This is a genomic window from Klebsiella sp. GL120222-02 (assembly GCF_003097195.1).
GTDB lineage: Bacteria > Pseudomonadota > Gammaproteobacteria > Enterobacterales > Enterobacteriaceae > Klebsiella > Klebsiella variicola.
Window position 1 is genome coordinate 512,440 of the sequence record NZ_QEQO01000001.1, and the last position, 24,457, is coordinate 536,896.

Annotated in this window: 20 protein-coding genes, 2 pseudogenes and 1 riboswitch; of the genes and pseudogenes, 9 read left to right on the top strand and 13 right to left on the bottom strand. The window is 59.9% G+C overall.

The window, feature by feature from the left end:
* Positions 1 to 22 precede the first annotated feature (22 nt).
* The gene (locus tag N438_RS02550) at positions 23 to 1,213 is read left to right on the top strand and encodes a cytochrome c biogenesis protein DipZ (protein WP_064170257.1); all 1,191 of its coding nucleotides are present in this window, start codon (positions 23 to 25) and stop codon (positions 1,211 to 1,213) included.
* Positions 1,214 to 1,624: 411 nt separating this feature from the next.
* Here the strand turns inward: N438_RS02550 and N438_RS02555 are convergent, their stop codons facing one another.
* The 7 genes from N438_RS02555 to tenA all read right to left on the bottom strand — a co-directional run bounded on the left by N438_RS02555 (position 1,625) and on the right by tenA (position 9,023).
* Positions 1,625 to 2,518 carry a LysR substrate-binding domain-containing protein gene (locus N438_RS02555; RefSeq protein WP_116696057.1) on the bottom strand — a complete coding sequence of 298 codons (894 nt, stop codon included), beginning with the start codon at positions 2,516 to 2,518 and terminating at the stop codon, positions 1,625 to 1,627.
* A gap of 204 nt (positions 2,519 to 2,722) precedes the next feature.
* Entirely contained in the window at positions 2,723 to 4,204 is a 1,482-nt protein-coding gene (locus N438_RS02565) for an aspartate aminotransferase family protein (RefSeq protein WP_162493254.1), read from the bottom strand.
* Positions 4,205 to 4,213: 9 nt separating this feature from the next.
* Positions 4,214 to 5,599 (bottom strand): diaminobutyrate--2-oxoglutarate transaminase, encoded by a 1,386-nt coding sequence (locus N438_RS02570; RefSeq protein WP_077254912.1) that lies wholly within the window; start codon positions 5,597 to 5,599, stop codon positions 4,214 to 4,216.
* A gap of 306 nt (positions 5,600 to 5,905) precedes the next feature.
* Entirely contained in the window at positions 5,906 to 6,841 is a 936-nt protein-coding gene (locus tag N438_RS02575) for an ABC transporter substrate-binding protein (RefSeq protein ID WP_008804789.1), read from the bottom strand.
* A gap of 24 nt (positions 6,842 to 6,865) precedes the next feature.
* Positions 6,866 to 7,606 (bottom strand): ABC transporter permease, encoded by a 741-nt coding sequence (locus N438_RS02580; RefSeq protein WP_016161102.1) that lies wholly within the window; start codon positions 7,604 to 7,606, stop codon positions 6,866 to 6,868.
* Positions 7,603 to 8,331: an ABC transporter ATP-binding protein gene (locus N438_RS02585; RefSeq protein WP_012968149.1), complete on the bottom strand. Its 729-nt coding sequence runs from the start codon at positions 8,329 to 8,331 to the stop codon at positions 7,603 to 7,605. Before N438_RS02585 ends, N438_RS02580 begins: the two co-directional genes overlap by 4 nt.
* Positions 8,328 to 9,023, bottom strand: coding sequence for a thiaminase II (gene tenA, locus N438_RS02590; protein WP_012968150.1), 696 nt, complete (start codon positions 9,021 to 9,023; stop codon positions 8,328 to 8,330). Before tenA ends, N438_RS02585 begins: the two co-directional genes overlap by 4 nt.
* A gap of 68 nt (positions 9,024 to 9,091) precedes the next feature.
* Positions 9,092 to 9,193, bottom strand: a riboswitch (TPP riboswitch).
* Between the two features lie 300 nt (positions 9,194 to 9,493).
* Here tenA and N438_RS02595 point away from each other — a divergent pair.
* The 3 genes and pseudogenes from N438_RS02595 to N438_RS02605 form a co-directional block, all read left to right on the top strand.
* A pseudogene (locus tag N438_RS02595) lies at positions 9,494 to 9,749 on the top strand (glyceraldehyde-3-phosphate dehydrogenase); the annotation flags it as partial.
* Positions 9,750 to 9,767: 18 nt separating this feature from the next.
* Positions 9,768 to 10,712: a hypothetical protein gene (locus N438_RS02600; protein ID WP_012968151.1), complete on the top strand. Its 945-nt coding sequence runs from the start codon at positions 9,768 to 9,770 to the stop codon at positions 10,710 to 10,712.
* A 65-nt stretch (positions 10,713 to 10,777) separates the two neighbouring features.
* Positions 10,778 to 11,884, top strand: coding sequence for a DUF4056 domain-containing protein (locus N438_RS02605; protein ID WP_048268459.1), 1,107 nt, complete (start codon positions 10,778 to 10,780; stop codon positions 11,882 to 11,884).
* A 37-nt stretch (positions 11,885 to 11,921) separates the two neighbouring features.
* Here the strand turns inward: N438_RS02605 and N438_RS02610 are convergent, their stop codons facing one another.
* The 3 genes from N438_RS02610 to N438_RS02620 form a co-directional block, all read right to left on the bottom strand.
* The gene (locus N438_RS02610) at positions 11,922 to 13,094 is read right to left on the bottom strand and encodes a Gfo/Idh/MocA family oxidoreductase (protein ID WP_012968153.1); all 1,173 of its coding nucleotides are present in this window, start codon (positions 13,092 to 13,094) and stop codon (positions 11,922 to 11,924) included.
* Between the two features lie 13 nt (positions 13,095 to 13,107).
* Positions 13,108 to 14,031, bottom strand: coding sequence for a TIM barrel protein (locus tag N438_RS02615; RefSeq protein WP_032735679.1), 924 nt, complete (start codon positions 14,029 to 14,031; stop codon positions 13,108 to 13,110).
* Between the two features lie 191 nt (positions 14,032 to 14,222).
* Positions 14,223 to 15,263, bottom strand: coding sequence for a LacI family DNA-binding transcriptional regulator (locus N438_RS02620; protein WP_039103584.1), 1,041 nt, complete (start codon positions 15,261 to 15,263; stop codon positions 14,223 to 14,225).
* A gap of 397 nt (positions 15,264 to 15,660) precedes the next feature.
* Between N438_RS02620 and N438_RS02625 the strand changes: the two genes are divergently transcribed.
* Both N438_RS02625 and N438_RS02630 read left to right on the top strand, forming a co-directional pair.
* Positions 15,661 to 16,917, top strand: coding sequence for a sensor domain-containing diguanylate cyclase (locus N438_RS02625; protein WP_012541652.1), 1,257 nt, complete (start codon positions 15,661 to 15,663; stop codon positions 16,915 to 16,917).
* 124 nt (positions 16,918 to 17,041) lie between these two features.
* Positions 17,042 to 17,983: a hypothetical protein gene (locus N438_RS02630; protein ID WP_004189966.1), complete on the top strand. Its 942-nt coding sequence runs from the start codon at positions 17,042 to 17,044 to the stop codon at positions 17,981 to 17,983.
* Positions 17,984 to 18,104: 121 nt separating this feature from the next.
* Here N438_RS02630 and guaD read toward each other — a convergent pair whose 3' ends face one another.
* Positions 18,105 to 19,415 (bottom strand): guanine deaminase, encoded by a 1,311-nt coding sequence (gene guaD / locus N438_RS02635; protein ID WP_012541653.1) that lies wholly within the window; start codon positions 19,413 to 19,415, stop codon positions 18,105 to 18,107.
* A 100-nt stretch (positions 19,416 to 19,515) separates the two neighbouring features.
* Positions 19,516 to 21,012 carry an NCS1 family nucleobase:cation symporter-1 gene (locus N438_RS02640; protein ID WP_008804801.1) on the bottom strand — a complete coding sequence of 499 codons (1,497 nt, stop codon included), beginning with the start codon at positions 21,010 to 21,012 and terminating at the stop codon, positions 19,516 to 19,518.
* A gap of 144 nt (positions 21,013 to 21,156) precedes the next feature.
* Here N438_RS02640 and N438_RS02645 point away from each other — a divergent pair, with 144 nt between their 5' ends.
* From N438_RS02645 to puuE, 3 genes and pseudogenes are all read left to right on the top strand, one after another.
* A complete protein-coding gene (locus tag N438_RS02645; protein WP_116696058.1) occupies positions 21,157 to 21,873 on the top strand; it encodes a GntR family transcriptional regulator in 717 nt (238 codons plus the stop codon).
* A pseudogene (locus tag N438_RS02650) lies at positions 21,873 to 22,741 on the top strand (aspartate/glutamate racemase family protein); the annotation flags it as partial. The gene N438_RS02645 and the pseudogene N438_RS02650, both read left to right, overlap by 1 nt.
* Complete coding sequence (gene puuE / locus N438_RS02655; protein WP_032730424.1) at positions 22,629 to 23,561, top strand: allantoinase PuuE; 933 nt, start codon at positions 22,629 to 22,631, stop codon at positions 23,559 to 23,561. The pseudogene N438_RS02650 and the gene puuE, both read left to right, overlap by 113 nt.
* Positions 23,562 to 23,648: 87 nt before the next feature.
* Here puuE and N438_RS02660 read toward each other — a convergent pair whose 3' ends face one another.
* Complete coding sequence (locus N438_RS02660) at positions 23,649 to 24,440, bottom strand: sulfite exporter TauE/SafE family protein (protein ID WP_012541656.1); 792 nt, start codon at positions 24,438 to 24,440, stop codon at positions 23,649 to 23,651.
* Positions 24,441 to 24,457: the final 17 nt, after the last annotated feature.

Genomic DNA, 24,457 nt, shown 5'->3' on the forward strand with positions numbered 1-24,457 from the left:
ACGACATAATGAGGAGAAGGCGATGTCGATATTCATTGCATTTTTGGGCGGAATGTTAACCCTGCTGAGCCCCTGTACGCTGCCGGTGATCCCGCTGCTGTTCGCCAGCGTCCGGGGCCGCCGGGGGCAGCTGGCAATTATGCTGGCTGGAATGGCGCTGATGTTCGGCGCGGTTTCGTGGCTGGTGACGGTCGCCAGCGGCTGGGTGGTGAATCTGACCCTCGCAGGCCGCGGCCTGGCGCTGGCGTTCTTCGCCCTGGTCGGGCTGAGCCTGCTTTCGCAGCGCGTCGCGCAGCGGCTGACCTCACCCCTGGTGGCGCTGGGAAATCAGCTTAACAACGCCAGCTCACGCCAGCGCGGCTGGATCGGTTCGCTGCTGGCCGGGCTGGCGGTGGGCCTGCTGTGGGCCCCGTGCGCCGGGCCGGTATTGGGGGCGATACTGAGCCTGGGCTTTGTGCATCCGGGCCAAGCGACCACTGGCGGCTTGCTGCTGGCCTACGGCAGCGGCGGGGCGCTGATGTTATTCCTGCTGGGGTGGTGCGGTGCGGCGTTGATTGCCCGTCTGCGTCGTGGGCTAGCGTTCGGCGAACGGCTGCGCCGGCTGGCGGGGGTGGCGATGCTGGCCTCGGTGGCGCTGATCGCCAGCGGCGGCGATCGCTATCTGCAAAGTGCGGGAGGCTGGAGTCAGGCGCTGGAGCAGCGGCTGGCCGCCCGTCTGCCGCAGCCGGAGCAAAAGACCATCCTCCAGCCGATCGCCGCGCCGCAGCCCAGCAGCGCGATGCCCTCCCTGGCGGGAGGCAGCGCGTGGCTCAACAGCCCGGCGTTAACTCCGGAGCGTCTGAAGGGCAAAGTGGTGCTGGTGGATTTCTGGACCCGGGAGTGCATCAACTGTCAGCATACCCTGCCTTACGTGCGCGACTGGGCGAACAAATACCGCGCGGCCGGGCTGGTGGTGATTGGCGTCCATACCCCGGAATATCCCTGGGAGCGTTCGCTGCCGCTGCTGCGCCAGGCGGTGAAGGACTGGCGGATAACCTACCCGGTGGTGGCGGATAATGAGTACGCCATCTGGAACGCCTTCGGCAATCAGTACTGGCCGGCGCATTACATTTTCGACGCTCGCGGACAGTTGCGTTATACCGCCTTCGGCGAAGGGGATTATGCCCGCCAGGAGCAGGTGATCCAGCAGCTACTGCAGGAGAGCAAAGCCTGACCCGCGGCGTAGGCGTCTGGCGGACGGTTCCCTCCAGCCCTTATACCTGATGCCGGGCGGCGCTGCGCTTGCCCGGCCTACAGGAGCGCGCAGGGAGATGTAGGCCCGGTAAGGCGCAGCCGCCACCGGGCATCGAAGCGGGAGAGGCGCTGGATGCCCATTGTCGGTGACTGCCGGACGGTTCCCTTCATCCCTTCATCCCTTCATCCCTTGTGCCTGTTGCCGGGCGGTGCTGCGCTTGCCCGGCCTACAGGAGCGCGCAGGGAGAATGTAGGCCCGGTAATGCGCAGCCGCCACCGGGCATTGAAGCGGGAACGGCGCTGGATGCCCATTGCCGGTGACTGCCGGGCGGTTCCCTCTCCCTTCAGGGAGAGGGTTAGGGTGAGGGTGAATGGAAGTGGCGTGACCCCGTCACATCTCGACCCACCCCTGCAGGGCCTCGGTCATCAGTTCGCCGAGCAGCGCCACGGCGGCGGAATGCTGTCCCTCGCGCGGGGTTTGTTGCAGGTTAACGGCCAGGCTACCTGGCGATGGCAGCAGCCCGGCGACGGTGCGCAGGTTGCCGGGCATGCCGATGCGGGTGCGTATCGTCAGCCCCAGGCCAGCCTGTACCGCCGCCCAGATGCCGTTCAGACTGTGGCTGACGAATACCACCTGCCAGGGGATCCCCGCGGCATCGAGACAGGCGATAGCGCGGGAGCGCATCAGGCACGGGCTATCGAACATCACCAGCGGCAGCGGCTCGCCGGAGGCCAGCAGTGCACCAATATCCAGGTCAGGATGCGCAATCCACGCCAGCGGGCAGCGGCCCATCCCGGGACCCTGATCTTCGGTTTGCCACAGCAGCGCCAGATCCAGCGCCTCTTCCGCCAGCGCCTGGCGCAGCGGACCATTGCGATCCACCCTGGCGACTATCCGCACCTGCGGATGATGCCGTTTAAATTGCCCCAGGATCCCCGGCATCAGCGATTCGCCAAAATCTTCCTGCATACCAAGGTGGATCTCGCCGGTGAGCTGCTCGCCCTGCAGCGCGCGCAGGGTTTCATCATTGAGCGCCAGCAGTCGTCTGGCGTAGCTCATCAGCTTTTCGCCTTCCGCGGTGAGCACCAGATGCCGCCCCTGTTTGGCCACCAGCGCCGTACCGCACTGGCTCTCCAGCTTTTTAAGCTGGGCGCTGACGGCCGAAGTGGAACGCGACAGGCGCAGCGCTGCCTGGGCGAAACTGCCGCACTCCATGCCGGTCACAAAGCTACGCAGGGCGTCGAGATCCAGTCCCGGTAAGCGTTTCTCCATCATCATCCTCATTTTCAGGATGTTTATCCTGAACGTCGTTATTCTCGGGATAATACTGTGGCATCGCGAAAGGCAGGCGTCAACGGGCCCAGCGACCAGCCAGGGAGCAGAGAACGTCAGTGGCGCGGAAAGAAATAAAAAAGCCGATAAGGAGATTATCGGCTTATTGCAGGTAAGGCTGACAGCGGGGCGGCAGGCGCCGCCCGCTAGGGCAGGTTATTGCGCCAGCAGCTCCTGAGCGGTGCGTTCCACCAGGTTAAGCAGCACCTTCACGTCATCCAGCGTCACCACCGGGTTCAGCAGGGTCAGCTTCAGGCAGGTGACACCGTTATGCTCGGTCACGCCAACGTTAGCGCGGCCGGAAGCCAGCAGGGCATCGCCGACGCGCTGGTTGAGCAGCGCGATAGCCGCCGCGTCGCTCTGCGCCATCTGCGCCGGACGGGAACGGAACAGCACGCTCGCCAGCTGCGGCTGCATCACCAGCTCCAGCGTCGGCTGCGACTTCACGTACTCCGCCACGTTTTTCGCCATCGTGACGCCGTGATCGATGATCGCCGCATACTGTTTCTGGCCCAGCGCTTCCAGACCCATCCACAGCTTCAGCGCATCGAAGCGACGGGTGGTCTGCAGCGACTTAGACACCAGGTTCGGTACGCCGTGTTCTTCATCGAACTCGGAGTTCAGATAGGCCGCCTGATAACGCATCAGCTCGTAATGGCGCGCGTCCTTCAGCAGGAAGGCGCCGCAGCTGATGGTCTGGAAGAACTGCTTGTGGAAGTCCAGGGTAACGGAATCCACCAGCTCCAGACCGTCAAGGTAGTCACGATACTGCTCAGACAGCAGCAGCGCGCCGCCCCAGGCTGCGTCAACGTGCAGCCAGATCTGATGTTCCGCGGCGATACCGGCGATGTCGCGCAGCGGGTCGATAGCCCCCGCGTCGGTGGTGCCGGCGGTGGCGACGATCGCCATGATCTGCTCGCCGTTAGCCTGCGCTTGCGCAATCTTCGCTTTCAGATCGGACACGTCCATCCGCGCGAATTCGTCGGTTTTCACCAGCGTGACCGAGCGGTAGCCGAGGCCCATCAGCGCCATGTTCTTCTGCACCGAGAAGTGGGCGTTTTCCGAGCACAATACTTTGTACTTGCGGATATCCCCCGGCAGCCCATCCTGCTGGATGGAGTGCCCCTGACGGGCGAAGAAGGCGTCGCGCGCCAGCATCAGGCCCATCAGGTTGCTCTGGGTGCCGCCGCTGGTGAAGACGCCGGCGTCGCCAGCCGGATAACCGACCCGGGCGCGCAGCCATTCGATCAGCTTCATCTCAATGATGGTTGCTGACGGGCTCTGGTCCCAGGAGTCCATGCTCTGGTTGGTGGCGTTGATCAACACTTCCGCCGCCTGGCTAATTACCAGGCTCGGGCAGTGCAGGTGCGCCACGCACTGCGGGTGATGCACCGACAGGCTGTCTTTCAGGAAGTACTCGATCGCACGATCAATCGCCGCCTGGTTACCCAAACCCTGTTCGTTAAATTCAAGGGAGATACGCTCACGCAGCTCGTCAACGCTTTTCCCCTGATACATCTCAGGTTGCTTCAGCCACTGCACAACGGCCTGGCTGGTCTGCTCGATAACCTGCTGATAGGCTTCAACGCTCTGCGCTGAACCAGCAAGAATCGGATTCAATGTGGACATGGTGGTCACTGACTCCACTCAGACCGGCTTTACGCCGGCGGCCAGCAGGGCCTGTTCGAATTTGTCGAGGAACACATCCAGTTCCGCGTTGCTGATCAGCAGGGACGGCAGCAGACGCAGCACGCAGCCGTGACGACCACCGCGCTCCAGAATCAGGCCCGCTTCGAAGCATTTCTTCTGCAGCAGGGCAGAGAGTTCGCCGTCAGCCGGGTAGCAGCCCATGTGATCCTGAGCTTCGTTCGGCTTGACGATTTCGATACCGATCATCAGACCAAGACCGCGTACGTGGCCAATGACCGGGTAGCGCTTCTGCAGCTCGGTCAGTTTGCCTTTCAGCCACTCGCCCTGGGCAGCGACTTTGTCGGCAATCTTGTTGTCGCGCAGGTGACGCAGGGTGGTCAGACCGGTAGCCATCGCCAGCTGGTTGCCGCGGAAGGTGCCGGTGTGGTGACCCGGTTCCCAGGCGTCGAACTGTTTTTTAATGCCCAGCACCGCCAGCGGCAGACCGCCACCGACCGCTTTCGACATCACGATGATGTCCGGCTGGATACCGGCGTGCTCGAAGGCGAAGAATTTACCGGTACGGGCAAAGCCAGCCTGCACTTCATCGACGATCAGCAGAATGCCATGCTCTTCGGTCACTTTGCGGATGCGCTGCAGCCACTCAACCGGCGCCGGGTTCACGCCGCCTTCACCCTGCACGGCTTCGAGGATCACCGCCGCCGGTTTACGGACGCCGCTCTCCACGTCGTTGATCAGGTTTTCGAAGTAGTAGGTCAGGGCTTTCACGCCGGCTTCGCCGCCGATGCCCAGCGGGCAACGATACAGGTGCGGGTAAGGCATGAACTGGACTTCCGGCATCATGCCGTTAACCGCCGCTTTCGGCGACAGGTTGCCAGTGACGGACAGCGCGCCATGGGTCATCCCGTGATAGCCGCCGGAGAAGCTGATCACCGCCGTACGGCCAGTGTATTTTTTCGCCAGTTTCAGCGCGGCTTCCACGGCGTCAGCGCCGGAAGGACCGGTGAACTGCAGGCAATACTCTTTCCCTTCGCCCGGCAGGCAAGAGAGCAGGTATTCGGAGAAACGATCTTTTAACGGGGTAGTCAGATCGAGGGTATGTAACGGCAAGCCGCTGGTAATGACACTTTGGATGCTCTGCAATACATCAGGGTGGTTGTGGCCCAGAGCGAGAGTACCGGCGCCCGCGAGGCAGTCCAGGTACTGTTTGTTATCCGCATCCGTCAGCCACACGCCTTCAGCTTTAGTGATAGCCAGCGGTAACTTACGCGGGTAACTCCTGACATTCGATTCGAATTCGGCCTGACGGGCCAAAAAGGTTTCGTTGTTTGCGTCTAATAAATCGGCACGTAAAGTATCAATACGGACTTTATCCGTCATCATATCACTCCCACAACCAGCATTGCGGTTGAACGCTGGTTGAATAATTGGTCTAAGGAATTGAATTGGCATTCATAAAGCGCGCACAATATATGGCTTTTTAAATCCGCATTCAACGTTTTATTGATTGCGTTATTTTGACGTTATTCTTACCGGGGCAATAATTAACGTAACCTGCTGAATTATAATAGAACAACTGCGTGTCACGATAACCCTTTAAAGTGTAATTATTAGTGAGAAAGTCTCTATATTTTTATTGCCGCTGCGTTAAAACGCTGACGGAATGCCTTCCGTCAGCGATAGCAAGTCTCAATGCAGTTCCACCGCATAATTTGTTAAAGGTGTGACTTTTTTCACCAACTTATTGTTATATAAAAACTGTTCATAAGCTTCGTAGCGCGGTTTATCCAGCGCCGCCGGATCGGTGGCGAACAGCGGCACGGTTTGCAGCCACGCCTGGTGGTTGAGTTCGGTTTTCAGCTCCGGGTGGGCGGCGGCAAACGCCTCCCAGCTCTCCTGCGGATGGGCGCGCAGATAGCTCACTCCGGCCTGCAGGGCGGTGAGGAATTTACGGATCTTGGCCTCATGAATCGCGTCGCGATGGGCGACAATCACCAGCTCGTCATAGGCCGGCACGCCGTAATCTTCGACGTTCATCACTACCGGCGTTTTGCCCTGCAGCTTCAGCTCCTGTGCTTCTATATTACGGTAGCCGCCGATGACCGCGTCCACCTGGCCCGCCAGCAGGGCGCTGGTCAGTTGGAAATTGACGTTAACCAGTTTGATACTGGCCGGATCGATACCCGCGTGTTGCGCCATGGTCGACAGGGTGGCCTGCTCAATGCCGCTGACCGAATAGCCCACCTTCTTACCTTGCAGATCTGCCGGAGTTTTGATCTGCTTATTGAGAGCGATCACCGTGTTCAGCGGCGAGTTAATCAGGGTCCCAACGCGCACCAGCGGTAACCCTTCGTCAGCGAAGAAGTGCACCTGCGGCTGGTAGGTGATGGCCAGATCCGCCTGACGGGCGGCCACCATGCGGGGAGGCAGCGCGGGATCGGAGGGAGGGACAATCTTGACGTCCAGCCCCTGAGCCTTAAAGGCGCCGATCTGCTCGGCCACCATAATCGGCGCATGGTCGGGGTTAATGTACCAGTCCAGCACCAGCGTCAGCGGTTCATTGGCCAGCGCGTGGCCGCTGACCAGTGCCGTCAGGGTTGCCCCGGCGAAAAGCGACTTTTTCATCTGTTTTCCTTTATTACTTCATCTTTATTCCGGTGACCAGTCGATCAGCCGGTGTAGCAGGGTATCTACCGCCAGCCACAGCAGGAGGGTCAGTAGCACTAAAATAAACAGCGCGGCGAAGCAGATATCGGTTTGCAGCCGCGCATTGGCATTGAGCATGACGTAGCCCAGCCCCTCAGCGGAGCCGACCCATTCGCCGATAATCGCGCCGATGGGCGCCACCGCCGCCGCCATCCGCAGGCCCGAGCCCAGCGCAGGCAGGGCAGCCATCAGGCGGACATGCCGCAGCTGAGCGCCGAAGGAGGCGTTCATGCTGCGCGCCAGATCGAGATACTCCTGGTTGACCCGTCGCAAGCCATCAAAGAAGGCGGAAGTCACTGGAAAGAAAATCACCAGCACGGCCATTGCCACTTTGGCGCTCATGCCAAAGCCCAGCCACAGCACCAGCAGCGGGGCGAGGGCAAAGACCGGGATCGCCTGACTGGTGAGGACCAGCGGCATCAGCCAGCGCTGCAGACGCGGAGAGAGGATCATACCCAGCGCCAGGGTGACACCGAGCGTCACGCCCAGCGCCAGGCCGCTCAGGATCTCACTGAGCGTGATAAGCGTGTTCCAGCCGAGATAGGCGCGATTAACCCACAGCGCCTCGGCGACCGCCATCGGGGAGGGTAAAAGAAAGTGAGGAATGCCGCTGCGGCTGGCCAGACCCCAGAGGATCATTAGGCCGCAGAACACCATACCTCCCCGCCAGAGACGTCCGGTCATGGATGGGCCCTCATCAGTTGCTGCAGCAGGGCGGCCTGGCTAATCAAGAGATCGGGCGCGTCCGGCGCGCGCGGAGGTGTGCCGGCAAGGTGATGGCTGTCATCGATGTCGCCGTCTGCCGCCGAGAGGACCAGCAGGCGGTGGCTCAGCCGGCAGGCCTCCTGCGGATCGTGGGTGATCAGCACCACCGTGCGACCAGCCAGCAGGGTGGCGGCCAGAGTTTGAATGCGCGTGCGGGTGAGGGTATCCAGCGCCGAGAAAGGCTCATCCATCAGCACGATGGGGCGGTCCTCATACAGGGTGCGGGCCAGCGCGGCGCGCTGACGCATGCCGCCGGAGAGGGTTGCCGGCCGGGCGTCGGCCCAGGACGAGAGCTCCACCTGCTCAAGCAGGGCGGCGACCCGGGCACGATCGACTTTTTCACCGCGCAGCCGCGCGCCGAGGGCGACGTTGTCCCGGACGCTCAGCCAGGGGTAGAGCAGATCTTTCTGCCCCATCCACGCCAGACGGCCCTGAATCGGTTGCCCATCGCTGGCGACCACTTCTCCCCGGGTGGCGGGCGCCAGACCGGCCATCACCCGCAGCAGGCTGGTTTTGCCTGCCCCGCTGGCGCCGAGGAGCGACACCCACTGCCCGCCGGGGACCGTAAACGACAGGTTGTCGAACAGCCGGCGGTCGCCGAAATGCAGGCTCAGGCCACGGACCTCGATACCCGGCGCCGTCACGCCCGGGTCTCCGCCGTCGCGTTGAGGCCCATCTGCCAGAACTGCGCCTCAAGGCGGGTGGCAGTGGTGAAAATCTCGCTCAGCTCAGTGATCCGGGCCTCGCTCCCGCGCTGCTGCCACACCGTTTCCAGCAGCGCCAGCGCGGCGTTGACGCCGTGCAGATAGCCTTCATCGCCATAGTTGCGGATCCACGAGGCGTAGGGGTTATCGTCCAGTCGGGTGGCGGGATGCTGCAGCAGGCCGAGACCGATTTCCGCATAACCGGCCACGCAGGGCATCAGCGCGACCAGCAGATCCAGCGCGTCACCCGAGTGGCCAATATCCAGCACGTAGCGGGTATAGTTAATGGTTTCCGGCGCTTCAGGCTGGGTAGCCATCTCCTGCTCGCTAATGCCCCACTGAGCGCAGTAACCGACGTGCAGCGGCAGTTCGTTGAGGATGGCGTTCATTGAGGCAGCCGCGGCCCGCATCTCCGGCAGCGTGCGCAGTTTACTCACCAGCAGCGCATAGCTGCGGGCAAAGTGGATCAGAAACAGATAATCCTGGGTCAGGTAGCGACGAAATGCGCTTTCCGCCAGGGTGCCCTCGGCAAGCTGCTGGACGAAAGGATGCGCCACATAGTGCTGCCAGTCAGCGGCGGCCAGCTGGCGTAAACGGCCATAAAGACCATGGCTAAACGCGGGAATTATCACAGGACCTCCAGATATTCAGGGGAGATCCGGGCGTGCAGGGGTGTGAACAGGCAATGGCGGTAATGCAGGCAAAATTGCCGACCCGTCCCTTCGCTGGCATGACCCAGATCAGGTTCAAAGGGTTCGGCTTGCGCCATCTCAGCCCTCACGGGACACCCCTCGGTAGCGCTATGTTATACGATATTCACCTTTTGAATACAATCACCGCGCTGCCCTGTATCGCGATGGCATTTTTCTGTGATAGCCAGCACTTTTTCGTTTAAAAATACCCGAAAAACAGGCGACTGCGCGTTGGTGAGCATTATTCTCATACGTTATATTTTCATTACCCCGTCGCGTTAATACTGTTCGTGAGGCGTGTCGTGCGTCCCCAAAGCCCCGGAGTAAGCATGAAATTCCTGTTGTCCGCACTGGCGGTCGCGGGCCATTAATCAGTCATTCATCCACCATGATAACCCTTTGATGTCCCTATTTCGCGCTACCGCTATCAGGGCGACGACGTGGTCACGGCGCAAACCTCCCTGGGCCTTCACCCCGCGCTGGATCCTGCAGGGATTCGTTGGCGCGGGGTGCGCGGCGCGCACGCCAGCGGAACAGTCAGAGGTGGCATGGGGGGCCGGTTTTCGTTACCTGATTGCACGGCAGTACGGTTTGCGTACCGGGATTGACGTGGCGTTCAGTGAGCATGAGCAGGCGGTCTATTGCAATGTCGGTTCGGGTTTATAACTACACATGAGAATAACAATGAGAGCATCCGGAACGGTGTTAACGCTGCTGTTGGCGGCCTGTGGCGCGTCGGCCGCGGAGCAGAGCGAGAGCGACAGCTATTTTCCGATATGGGGAGATGAGGCACGCGCCCGGGGGTATTCGATCCCGTTACCCTACGGCGTCAACCTGAGCTATATGAATATCCGTCAGGATATCATGGTCGACAGTATTACCTTTTCCGGGCTTAAGCTGGGCAACCATCCCATTCCCAGCGATATGTTCGCCATCGATGCCGGGCACACCCGCGAGAAGAGCAAAACCGAAAACCTGCGCCTCGATATGTGGGTCTTTCCGTTTCTCAACGTTTACGGGCTGGTGGGGCATACCCGTGGGTCGTCTGTCTCCCAGGTCTCCGTGGATTCGGATCCTTCGCAGTTTCGCGGTCTGGATCGGGTGATCGCCGGCGCGGTTCACCAGCTTTATCAGAGCGGAAAACTGCAGAATATTGATTTTACGCTTGATTTCAAAGGAACCACCTGGGGAACCGGCTTTACGCTCGCCGGGGGATACGGCAACTGGTTCGGGTTAGTAGACACTAACTACACCCGTACCGATTTCGATATTCTCGACGGCAGCATCTCGGCGGTCACCGTCTCGCCGCGCGTCGGCTACCGCTTCAGTTTTCAGGGGATCGACGGGCCGTCCCACCTCAGCCTGTGGGTCGGGAGCATGTATCAGGACGTGCAGCAGGAGTTTAAAGGCGATCTGGCCGACCTGCATATGCCGCCAGAGCTTCAGCCCCTGATTGCCGCAGTCAATAAAGACGGCGAGGGGAAATTCGACGTCAAGCAGAAGCTAACCTCACCCTGGAATATGCTGATTGGCGCCCAGTATGAAGTCACCAAAAACTTTAACGTGCTGACTGAATTTGGTTTTAACGAGCGCAATAGCTTCTTTGTCTCCGGTGAATACCGTTTTTAACTAAAACTGCTGGCGCCATCTGCCGGTAAGATGCGCGCTCTTTTGTTGTTGTGGAGAGGCTGTTGATGCGTAAAGCCTTATGGCTGCTGTTTGCACTGTCGCTGCCGGCGCTGGCGCAGGATCCGGTGCTGCCCGCTGTGACGGCGATCCATCCGGTGCCCACCCTGGGTGAGCTGCCGCCGCCGGAGTCGCTGCGACCGTGCTGCGCTTTTGGTTACGACCTGCACGTGCGCGCGGTGGGCATCCCGATCCCGGTATACCAGATTGGCAATGTGCTGACCCTGGATACGCTGGGCAAGCACCATTACAACGATAGCGCGTTCGGGGCGGTGAAAAACCTGCTGGGGCTCAGCGAGGAGCAGAACGGGCTCATCTATACCCGTCGCGGCGGGTTTATTGATATCGCCCATGTGCGCGATACGGCGGACTACACCTTCTATCTGTTCAATCGTATTGCGCCGACGCTGGGCCAGGCGGGGCGGATCTTCTACAGTGAAGAGCTGGGCGTACGCCGCGTTCAGCTGAATGCCTTTACGCCGCCGGCGGGCGTCAGGCAGCGCTATCAGCTGGCCGCCTGGCTGGCGGGTCATCTGGCCTTCGAAATTGCCCAATGGCATGAGATTGCCCAGTGGTATGGCTTCCAGTCGGTCCCCGGGTTTTCTGAGGAGATCTCCGCTTTTTCGCCGGAGGATCTCTACTCCAATTTACTCGGCGCCAGGCTGGCGATTAACGTGATCCTCAGCGGCCACGGTGGTTCGCTGGAAGACTATAACCAGGCCATGGATACGGCGCTGAAACAGGCGCTGACCCGACTGATGGTGGCGACGAGAGGGGAGACGGAAGCGATGTTTCAGCGGATCGACGGCGACTGGTGGAACAGTCACCGGCGGGTGCCGGATAAGTTTCTGGTGCTGAAACGTAACTACGATCTGCAGGAAAATCGGCTGCCGACGCCGGTCCCTTTCGAAACCCTGCCGCCGTATCGCCTGACCATTCCGGAGCAGGTTGGGGGGTTCCGCTTACGCGACCTCGGCGAACTGCAGATCTACCCAGGGCATGATATGCAGGCGCTGCCGGTTCCCGCGCAATACTATGGCGCCGGCGCGTTCCAGGCGCTGGCGGATAGCGCACGTGAGGCGGATAAGACCCAGCTGGCACGAATTGAAAAATAGCCATAAAGGCTCAGGGCGAGCGCCCTGAGCCAGTGAGTTAGCGGAAGTCGACCCAGCAGGCGCCGTTGTCGGCAGACCGTACGCAGTTTTCCACCCAGCGCACGCCGAACGCGCCGGCGCGAGCGTCCGGATACCAGAAGTCGGCCAGCAGCGCTTCGTCGCGACGGTCGGCGGCATCCATGGCGATGGCGAAACGGCGATAGAGATTCGACCATGCCTCAAACAGTCCCTCCGGATGGCCGCCGCCGATGCGGTCATCCTGACGCGCCAGCGGATCGAGATAGTCCATGCCGCGCTCGAGGATACGCACCGGCTCGCCCTGGATTTCATAGCGCAGCTGGTTGGGCTGTTCATCCCACCATTCGAGACTGGCTTTTTCACCGACGATACGCACCTTTTGTCCGTGCATGGAGCCGCAGTTAACGGCGGAGCTCCACAGCGAGCCAACGGCGCCGTTGTCATACTCCATCAGCACATGGGCGTTATCTTCCAGCGGCGCGCGGCTTTTGACGAAGCTTTGTCTGGCGCACATCAGCCGGGTGATGTTCAGCTGCGGAGCCATGGTTTCAACCAGAAACAGTGGATGAGTGGCCAGGTCGCCCAGAACATAGCTGGGGCCGACAAAGCGAGGATCGACCCGCCAACGCGTACTGGCGTTTTCCAGCTCCACGGGCTGGGCGTGAAAACCGTGGGCAAACTGCATATTGACGATACGGATGTCGCCCAGCAGCCCGTCGGCGATCATCTGCCGGGCCTGCAGGATCAGCTGGTGGCCGGCATAGCCGTAGGTCACCCCGAGGATCTTGTGCTGCCGCTGGCTGAGCGCCACCAGTTCGTCTGCTTCCTCGCTGCTGAAGCACAGCGGCTTTTCGCACACCACGTGCAGCCCAGCCTCCAGCGCTGCCCGGCAGATGGCATAATGGGTGTTATTTGGCGTGGCAATCGACACCGCCTGAATGCCGTCCGGACGCTCCGCTTCACCGCGGAACAGGCTCTGGTAGTCGGCGTAACAGCGCTCGGGATCCACCCCCAGCTGTTGGCCGAACTGGCGTCCGCGCTCGGCATCAATATCAAAGGCGCCGGCCAGCAGCGTAAAGGTATTATCACGCAGCGCCGCTGAGCGGTGAATATAGCCGATCTGGCTGCTACCGCCGCCGCCGACCATGCCCCAGCGCAGGGTGCGGTCGAGAGGTTTTAAACCGTTAATCATGTTGCGTCTCCTGTCAGAATCCCACGTCGCGCAGATAGCGCAGACTTTCCGTGACCGCCTGCAGGCTGCCTGCGGCATGGCGCGGATCACGCTCTTGTTCAATGGTTATCCAGCCCTGATACCCCCGACGGGCAAGAAAGTCTTTGATGGCCGGATAGTCAATGGCGCCGCTGCCGAGCGGGCACATTACCCCTTCGGCGCAGGCGGTGAAAAAGTCGATGCCCTCGGCGATGGCGCGCTGGTAAACCTGCGGATCCACATCCTTGAAGTGCAGGTAGTCGAGTCGTGCGTAATAGCGATCCAGCCAGTCGAGCGGATCCATACCGGCGTAGTAGAGATGCCCGGTATCCAGACACAATCCCGCGACGTCGTGTGGAATATCGTTCGCCAGCCGCTCGATTTCATCCGCAAATTCGATGCAGCCCCCGGCGTGGGGATGGATAACCGCCCGCACACCGTACTCCTGCCAGGCGAGGGTGCTGAGGGCGGTAATGTGCGCCATCATGCGCTGCCAGTCTTTGTCATCGAGTCGCGGAGCCAGCGCGCTACGCCCGGCAAAGCGCGCTCGCTCAGGGTTGCCGAAATCAATAATCACCAGGTAAGGCGGCTGAACAGGATGCCCTGGCGTGGGTTCGGCGGCCGGAACCTGCGACAGATTGCGGCAGATCTGATGGGTCAGCGCCACCAGGGTGGGGAAATGGGCCTCGCTGACCAGATCGTCAAAGATCGTACCGGCCACCAGCGACAACTGATGCTGTTCCAGCGCCGCGCGCAGGCTGGCCGGGTCGGTGGGCAGGTAGCCCCAGGGCCCAAGCTCAATGCTGCGATAGCCGGCCTGCGCCGCCTCCTTCAGCACGGTAGCCCAGGCGGGAAGGTCAGGGTTTTTCGGGTCATCCACGCCCCAGCTGCAGGGGGCATTGGCGATAGAGAGTGTCATGTTGGCTTCCTTTTTACACAGGGGATGCCGCTGAGTATTGAATAAATATTTCATTCTCAACAATGATGGAATGATGATTTTTTGATGGCCATCATGCTTTGAATTGATGTGGTTTTTGATAGTTTTTTATCAAATTGAGGGCGGGCGCGGTCTGCCCGTTAACTGGCCCCGGCGGCGGCGGGGCAGGGAATTTACATATTTTCTTTGGTGATGATATCGAAAGGCTGAGGGAGAGAAATCACCTCGCTGTGCGAGCGCGAAACCGCGTCCGTTATGGTGCGTAGCGTGGCAGCGGCAAACGCCTCCAGCCGGTGGTTAAGCATGATGTCGATGGTGCCATCGATCAGCGCCAGTTCACTGTCGTTTAGCGGACCGTGGCAGACCAGAGTGATCGCCTGCTGACGGCCGCTGTCGCGCAGCGCCTCGACAATGCCTTCGACGCCGCCGCAGGGGGCATAGATCGCCTGCAGGGCCGGGTACTGACTCAGCATCTGCTCCGTCACGCTCCTGGCGATATCCGCCCGTTCATGGCTGCGAACCGGCTCCAGGATCTGCTGCCCCATGCCTTGTTCACGCAGGCAGGAGCGGAAGCTGATCTCACAGCTTTCCTGACAGGTAAAACGATTGTCGCCAATGATAATGCCAATTTCGCCATTACCCCGACATAAGCGCTCAATAAACCAGGCCGCAGTGCGCCCGGCTTTTTGATTATCGAGGCCGATATATCCGCTGCGCTGAGGGACCGACAGATCCGAAAGCAGGGTGAACACGCGAACGCCACGGGCGGCAGCCCGGGCCACCGCGTGGCGAATCAGCGGGTGGTCCAGCGCCACCAGGCCTAACACGTCCACTTCGTCACTTAGCCGGTGAATGGCCTGAGCCATCGCTTCCACCGCATCGATGGCAAAATGCAGTATCACCGGCACCTGGCCCGCCGGTAGCCATGGGGCGGCCTCTCGCGTCAGCGCCTGGGCCAGCGGCAGGTAGAAGGAGTGGGTCTCCTGCAGCAGAATAAACCCCATTCTGACCGTGACCGGCGCTTTCCCCGCCGCCAGGCGATAGTGGGGCTGCTCGAGGGTAAACCCCAGTCGTCGTGCCGCCTCCAGTACGCTCAATGCCGTGGACTCCTTCACCGCCGCACGCTTGTTGAGCACCCGGTCGACGGTGGCAATACCGACGTTGGCTTCACGTGCGATATCGGCAAGCGTGATTTTAGTAGCGGATTTTTTCACTATGATGGCCGTTTGTGATGAGAGTTATGATAGAAACTATCACGATTAGTCTGGGCATAAAAGCCGCAATGCGGGCATCCTGGACAAAGCCAATACGCAGCCAACGGGCGAGAAGACCGATAGACACACTCTGTGATCAAAAGCGACTACCAGTTCTGGTATTGCTGCTATGCTGTTGAAATAGAATTAATAAAAAAGACATTATCGCATCCAGACGGTTAAACCACGCGCAAAGTCGCCTCGGGTGGGCGTCGCTGCGTGCAGAACCGACTATACTTGCCGCGCACGCGCGTCATTAAGGCTATTCGGTTGTTTTGTTATCACTTTATACCAGCGTCAGGGACGCATATCGTTATGTGTCGCTTCTGCGCCGGGAATTGGTCGGTTTGGGGCCTGTATGTTATTAAAAGAACTGGCTGTTTTTGATGTATTAAGTACCCCGATATGGGTAGTCCATCCTTTTACTGAAAGTGTGGTCTATGCCAATCCGGCTTCCCGGACATTGAGCGGCGATATGTCGCTGAAGGAGATGCGTAACGGTATCTATTCGACCTGTCCTGAAACGCAGTTACAACATTATCTTCGCTATCTCGATACGATGACCGAGATATTTGAAGTCTGGACGTTACAGACGGGCAAGGGCCTGCAGTCGGTATATTGTAAAACCACCCTGGTCGACACCGACGACAGCGGTACCTTATTGCTGTTTGAAGCCGTGAAGCTGCTGGCGCAAAATCAATCCATTCATACCGGCTCCCGCCGTTATCAGCGACGCAACAATGGTTTTTTTGCCCGTTTTTTTATGACCAATACCGCGCCGATGCTATTGATCGATCCCAGTAAGGATGGTCGAATTGTCGATGCCAATATTGCGGCGCTGCGTTTTTATCATTATTCCGATGAGGAAATGCGCAATAAACATACCTGGCAAATTAATACCCTTGGTCGGGATGTGATCCCCATCATGAATAATATTGCCAATATGCCAGGCGGGCATAAACCGCTTAATTTTACGCATATTTTAGCCGACGGTACGCTGCGCCATGTCCAAACCTATGCCGGGCCCGTAGTGCTTTATAATATTCGACTGATGTTGTGCATTATTCACGATATCACCGAGGAAGTGCATCTGAAAAAAGAGCTGGAATTCTCTGCCGCCCACGATCCGCTCACCGGATTGCTTAATCGCCGTGAATTTTATCGCCTCGTCGAGGCGCCGTCATTTATCGCGCAAGGCTTTTGTCTGCTGTTAATCGATATCGATCATTTCAAGAGCATTAATGATATTCACGGTCATCAAAAAGGGGATGAAGTCCTGCTGGTGATCTCCCGCATTCTGGAAACGTCGGTGGATCGCGAAGATAAAATTTATCGCTGGGGGGGAGAAGAGTTTCTGCTCTTTTTACCTCATTCGCCGATAGCGCGCGCCCTGATACTGGCGGAAGGGATCCGCCAGGCGGTCAGCGAGTATCAGACGCTGTCGGTGACGGTGAGCATCGGCGTGGCCGAACACCATGACGGGGAAGCGATTGATCAGCTTTTTTCCCGCGTCGATAAAGCGCTGTATGTGGCCAAAAATGGTGGGCGCAACCGGGTCTCGCGCCTGCCGTTTGAAAATGTGGAACTGCTGCATAGCCGCGGAGGCGCGGCCTGACCAGCCCGATGCTTTTTCTCCCCGCCGGACGCGCAGGCTGACTCACCGACTATACTGAGTGAACGCCAGCCTGCTGATTTAGGTGGCAATATTGTTAGCCTGTCGCTGAGGTGGCAAACGACATATGGTGCGTCTTTTCGTTCTCCTGTCGGTACTTTCGCTTTCCGCGCCAGCGACGCTGGCGGCGAACGGCCACGCCATCAAACAGCGTGCCGATGCCGTATTGACTCTGATGAGCTATACCGTCGTCCCTGACGTGACCGCCAGCGATCTCAACATTGGTTCCGGCAGCAACGACAAACATAATCTGGCCATCACCCAGTTTGGCGGCGGGGCAACCCTCAGCGAGTCGTTTCCTCTGTACCTTGAAGGTACGATGGGTTACAGCCGTTACGACCCGCGCTTTGTGGTCAGCAATGGCGAACAGACGCGGAATGTGCCGACCAAATGGAACAGTCTGACCACCACCGGCGGCGTCGGTTGGGATTTTTCGCTGCACCGGGACAGCCTCGGAGGCAACCTGGTGCTGCGGCCGATCGTCAATGTGATGCTCGGTACCCTGGCCAGCGATGCGCGTATTGGTAGCTGGGCAATTGAGCGAAAAACCAACGCCGATCTGCAATTTCTCGACGGCGGTCGGTTCAACGCCTGGGGGCTGGGCGGGGCACTGATGCTGGATTACGAACGCTTCTCTGCCACCCAGGATATTGATGCCGAACTGCGTTACTCCTATATGCATCTGCAAAGTTTCGGCAGTAGCGCCGAGGTGGTGCAGGGCGAGGCCAGCGCGGAGAATCTCGGCCTGTATCTGCGCCGCCGCGCGCCGATAGCCGACTGGACGCTGCTGGGCAACCCGCTGCGTTATGTGCTGGAGGGGGCGCATACTGAATTTCTCGGCGAGCAGCGAGGGGCGCTGGGCTTTACCGGTTTGACCTCCCTGGGGGTTGGCCTCGAGCTGGACAGCAGTAAATACCCGGTCTTTATCACCCGCACCCGACTGGTGGCGCGCTATATGTTCGGCAATAACACCACGGGCTATGGCGTAGGCCTGGCAATGAGTTTTTGATGACCTAAATTCTGGTGCCAGGCAATTCACAGGCCCTCCGGGAGAGGGCCTGGAGGCGTGCCAGCGTCGCAACGATGACCGAACGGTTCCCTCTCCCTTTGGGAGAGGGCCAGGGTGAGGGTCAATCCTGACACCACACCCGCTCGCCATTCACCCACGTCTCGCTGATATTGCGTTCATCTCCCAGGGTCATCAGCACGAACAACTGCTCATAAATGTCATGGCAGCGGCCTGTGCGCAGACGCTGCAGCGGGGTGACCGCCGGGTCAATCACCACAAAATCTGCCTCTTTGCCCGGCTGAAAATTGCCAATTTTATCCTCCAGCCGCAGGGCGCGCGCCCCGCCGAGGGTGGCGTGATAGAAGGCCTCGCTGGCGCGCAGGCGATAGCTCTGCAGTTGTCCTACCTTATAGGCCTCGCCCAGCGTCCGCAGCATGCTGAAGGTGGTGCCAGCCCCGACGTCGCTGCCGATGCCCATCCGCACCTGGTGCTGCCAGCAGGCGGGCAGGCGGAACAGCCCGCTGCCGAGAAACAGATTCGAGGTCGGACAGAAGGCAACGGCGGACCCGGTGTCATGCAGGCACTGCCACTCGGCATCATCGAGATGGATCCCGTGAGCAAATACGCTGCGTTCGCCGGTGAGCTGATAGTGATGATAGACATCCAGATAGTGCTCATGCTCAGGCCACAGCTGTTTAACCCAGGCGATCTCCTCGCGGTTTTCACTGAGATGTGTCTGCAGCCAGGTGTCGGGAAACTCAGTCCGCAGGCGCTGCACGGCCTCCAGCAACGCCGGTGTCGAGGTAGGGGCAAAGCGCGGGGTGATGGCATAGCCCAGCCTCCCGCGCTGATGCCAGCGGAGGATCAACTCACGGGTCTGCTCGTAGCTCTCCCCGGCGGTTTCGCACAGATAATCCGGCACATGGCGATCCATCATCACTTTGCCGGCGATCAGCCGCATATTCAGACGCAGCGCCTCGCTGAACAGCGCCTCGGCCGAAGCCGGGTGCAGGGTACAAAACACCAGCGCGGTGGTGGTGCCATGGCTAATCAACTGGTTAACAAAAAACTGCGCTATCTCCTGCGCGTAATCCGCATCGGCAAACTGGCTCTCCACCGGGAAGGTGTAGGTGGTGAGCCACTCCAGCAGCTGTTCACCAAAGGCGCCGATCATCTCCGTCTGCGGATAGTGAATGTGGGTATCGACAAACCCGGGCAGCAGCAGCTTGCCTCGCTGATCGACATAACCCTTCAGTGGATGCAGAAAGGCTTCGCCCTCCTGCCATGGCAGCAGCGCGATAATTTTCCCGTCCCGCAAGAACAACAGGCCATCATCGAGATAACGGGCCTGAGCAGCCACCTCATCCGGGGTCTCTGCCACGCCGGCAATATCAAAAAATGCACCGCGTACCGCGGTCTGGTAATCCATCATCGAACCTGCCTTCTCTTAACGCCTGGGAATAGTGATAAACAGCAAGATTGGTGCCAGTTTTCAGCCTGCCGCGGCCAGACGCCGCGGCAGGTGGGGAGGGTTACTCTTTTTGCGCTACCGCGCCGGAATGAAAGGCTGCGGTCGCCTGTGCTTCACGCTCGTCGCGGGCCAGCCAGCGGTAGAGGGTGGCGCCGAGGAAGACCCCGATAAACCAGCTAAAGTTCGCCACTTCATGCAGGGCCGGAATAAAGCTGATGATCAGCCCCAGGCCCACCGACGGCAGCAGGGCGGCAATCGCTTTCGGGTTAAAGCCGTTGCGGTACCAGTATTTGCCCTTCGGCGTATCGTCAAACAGATCGTCCACCGACACCCGGCCGCGTTTGATCAGGTAGAAGTCGGCGATCAGAATGCCAAACAGCGGGCCAATAAAGGCGCCCAGTACGTCGAGGGTATAGTGGATCAGCTCCGGCGAGTTAAACAGATTCCACGGCGTCAGAAGTATCGATCCCACCGCGGCAATCATCCCGCCGGTACGGAAGCTGATTTTCTGTGGCGCGCAGTTGGAAAAATCGAAGGCCGGAGAGACGAAGTTAGCCACGATATTAATGCCGATGGTGGCGGTAATCATGGTCAGCAGGCCAATGGCTACCGCCAGATCGTTACCCACGCGGCTGACGGTTTCGATCGGGTCAGTGATCATTTTGCCGAACAGCGACTGGGTGCCGGAGACAATCACCACGGTCACCACCGAGAACAGCAGGAAGTTAAACGGCAGACCCCAGCGGTTACCGCGGCGGATCTCGCCCATGCTTTTGCCGTAGCGGGAAAAGTCACCGAAGTTAAGCAGCGGCCCGGAGAAGTAGGAGACCACCAGCGCCGTGGCGGTGATCATCTGCCAGGTCTGCTCGCCGGCGCTCAGGGATTTGCTGGCGAGGGTAAAGGAGATCCCATCCAGACCGGTCTTGTATACAATCCAGCCGGCCAGCGCCAGCATCACCACATAAACTGCCGGACCGGCGATATCGATAAAGCGTTTGATGGCGTTCATGCCATGCCAGAACACCATCGCCTGCAGCAGCCACATGGTGGCGAAGCACAGCCAGCCGAGCGTTGACAGCCCGAGAAAGCTGCTGCTGGTCAGCGAGGCAAGGGAGGGCCAGAACTTGAGCAGAACCAGCATCAGGGCATTCGCCGCCAGATAGGTCTGAATACCGTACCAGGCGAACGCGATCAGCCCGCGGATCACCGCCGGGATATTGGCGCCGAAGACGCCAAACGCCTGACGGCAGATAACGGCGTATGGCACCCCGGCCATCTGGCTCGGCTTCGCCACCAGGTTAGCGCACAGCTGCACAATACAGATGCCGACCAGCAGGCAGAGCAGAACCTGCCAGCTGGCCAGTCCAAGCGTAAAGAAGCTCGCCGCTACTACGTAGCCGCCCATGCTGTGCACGTCCGACATCCAGAATGAAAAAATATTGTACCAGCTCCAGTTCTGGTCGCGGGTGGGCGCCAGATCCTCATTACATAGCCGCGGACTGTAGCTGGCGGCCGCCTCGTGAGTCTTCTTCTGCTGCGTGTGGGATGAATGTGGCATGAAACCTGCTCCTCTGAATGAAAACCCTTTGAAATGGATTGCTGAGGCTATTGCAGGATCCAGGCCAGAATGATGAATCTTGTATACAAAAAATAAATTTTATGTATACGATCTGCTATCGATAAGTGAAACCGGAGTGGGTTAATGAATAATGAACATCGTCTCCAGGCCGCGCCAGCGCTGCAGGACAAGGACGAAAGCATTTACCAGGCGCTGATGACGGCCATCGTCGAACATCAGTTGCCGCCGGGCAGCAAACTACCGGAAGAGGCGCTGGCGGAGGTGTTCGCCGTGAGTCGCACCGGCATCAGAAAGGTGCTGCAACGACTCGCCGCTGTGCAACTGGTCACGTTAACGCCCAAACGTGGTGCACACGTCACCAGCCCGAGCGTGGAAGAGTCCCAGGCGATCTTTCGTACCCGGGCGCTGCTTGAGGTCGCTAATCTGCCGGATGTGATCGCGCGCTGCCAGCCGCCGCATCTGGCGGCGCTGGAGAACATTATTCAGCGTGAACAGCAGGCCCATGAGGCGCACGACGGCCCGGCGGCGATCCGCCACTCCGCTGACTTTCATATTCAGCTGCAGGCTATCTCCGGCAACCCGGTGCTCACCGAGATGGTGACCCGCCTCAGCCAGCGCTCCTCTTTAGTGATTGCCGCCTGGGGCGCTCCCTGGCGACAGGGCTGCCGTTGCGACGATCATCAGCAGCTGGTGGGTTTGCTACGGGATAAAGCCCTGCAGCCGCTCAGCGAGGCGCTGATGCACCATTTTGATCGTATTGTCGCCAGCCTGTGCTTCGAGCGCGATGGCGTCAGCCTGCCTGATTTTTCCCGGCTGTTCGCCGGCCACAAGGAGCCGTGATGTCTGCCATATGTATACAAGTGATCAACCCCAATACCAGCCTGGCGATGACTGAAACGATAGGCGCCGCCGCGCGTGCGGTCGCTGCGCCGGGTACCGAGATCCTTGCGGTCTGTCCCCGCGCCGGGGTGCCGTCAATTGAGGGCCACTTTGACGAAGCTATCGCCGCGGTCGGCGTGCTGGAGCAGATCAAGGCCGGACGCGAGCAGGGGGTGGATGGGCATGTGATCGCCTGCTTCGGCGACCCGGGGCTGCTGGCGGCGCGGGAGCTGGCCCAGGGGCCGGTGATCGGCATTGCGGAAGCCGCGATGCATATGGCGACGATGGTCGCTACTCGTTTCTCCATTGTGACCACGCTGCCGCGCACGCTGATCATCGCCCGTCATTTGCTGCACCAGTACGGATTTCATCAACATTGCGCGGCGCTGCACGCCATTGATTTGCCGGTGCTGGCGCTGGAAGACGGCAGCGGCCTGGCGCAGGAGAAAGTGCGTGAGCGCTGCATTCGCGCGCTGAAAGAGGATGGTAGCGGGGCGATTGTCCTTGGCTGCGGTGGGATGGCGACGCTGGCGCAGGAGCTGACCCGCGAGCTGCAGGTGCCAGTGATCGATGGCGTCAGCGCGGCGGTGAAGATGGTGGAGTCACTGGTCGCGCTGGGCCTGGCGACCAGCAAGCACGGGGACTTAGCGTTCCCGGAGAAAAAAGCGTTAAGCGGACAGTTTCAGTCGTTAAATCCATTTTAAAAGGGGCAGGAGATGGGAGAGAACCAGGAACACTATCCTCGCGATCTGCGAGGCTATGCAGGGCAGCCGCCGCACGCGCGCTGGCCGGGCGGGGCGCGGATCGCGGTGCAGTTCGTCCTCAACTACGAGGAAGGCGCTGAGAATCACGTCCTGCATGGCGATGCGGGGTCGGAACAGTTCCTGTCCGATATTATTGGCGCCGCCAGCTACCCGGCACGCCATATGTCGATGGACTCACTCTATGAGTACGGCAGCCGGGCTGGGTTCTGGCGCATCCATCGTGAGTTCAGCCAGCGCGGGCTGCCGCTGACGGTCTTCGGCGTGGCGATGGCGCTGGCGCGGCACCCGGAGATTGTGGCGGCGATCAAGGCCGCGGATTACGATGTGGTCAGCCACGGCTGGCGCTGGATCCACTATCAGCACATGGATATTGCCGAGGAGCGCGCGCATCTGCAAAAAGCGGTGCAGGTGTTGACCGACCTGTTCGGCAAACCGCCCACCGGCTGGTATACCGGCCGCGACAGCCCCAACACCCGCCAGCTGGTGGTGGAGCACGGCGGCTTTGACTACGACAGCGATTATTACGGCGATGATTTACCTTTCTGGAGCGAAGTGGCCTGCAGCGACGGCAGCCAGCGGCCGCACCTGATCGTGCCTTATACCCTCGACGCCAACGACATGCGCTTCGCCACCGCCCAGGGGTTCAACACCGCGGAGCAGTTTTATACCTATCTGAAAGACAGCTTTGACGTGCTGTACGCCGAGGGTGAAACCGCGCCGAAGATGATGTCCGTGGGGATGCACTGCCGACTGCTTGGGCGTCCGGGCCGTTTCCGCGCGCTGCAGCGTTTCCTTGACTATATCCAGCAGCACGACAAGGTGTGGGTCTGCACCCGGCAGCAGATCGCCGACCACTGGCGCGAAACCCATCCGTATCGCGGGTAGCTTGCTGCCACTCATCTGGCCCTCTCCACAGGGAGAGGGTACCGCCCGGTCGCGTCTGTTGAACCGGTTCACCAGGATGTATTTTGATTATTGAATGAGCATGGCGAGGAGTACCAGGCACAGCAGCAGCACATAGATGCGTGCATACCATACATCAGGTACCGCAGGGATTGCCCGGCGGCTAAACACGATCCCGGCCCAGCCGGTCAGGACGAGCAGGCCTAAAATTTTCAGGCTGATAAACCCCAGAAATCCGCTCAGCGGAATGCTGTGCCAGCCAATGACGGCATAGGTCACAGCCCCGCATAGCGCCACGGGCAAAGAAAGCGGGTTGGATGCGCTAACGCACTCCTGCATCTCATACCCGTGTCGCCGTAGCAGGGGCACCGTCATGACGCTGCCACCCACGCCCAGCAATGCGGCAATCATACCGATAACCATACCGCCGCCAGTGACTACTGGCAGGGACAGCCGACGCCGAGCGCTGCCCCTGAAAAAACCTTTGCGCAACAAACAATCGCTGATGGTTGCCAGCATATAGAGAATAAACAGCGCGCGAACGATCTTCTCGCTCAATATCCCCGCCAGACAGGAGCCGACCACCGCCCCAATGGCAATAAACCATAACAACGGAAACAGCGTCTGCGCGGCAAGCTTACCCGCCCGCCAGTTTCGATAGCTGACCCAGCCGGCGTTAAATATCATCACCGCCGTTGAGGTAGCCACCGCGACATGCATGGCGTTTCCCGCGAGTTCCGGCTGCCGAAGCATCAGTTGATAGACAAAGGGCACCACCACAAAGCCCCCTCCGAAGCCGAACAGCACGGTGGTAATGCCGGTCGTAAAGCCTGCCAGCGCAATAATAACGATATCATTCAAGAGAATATCCCCGCCCT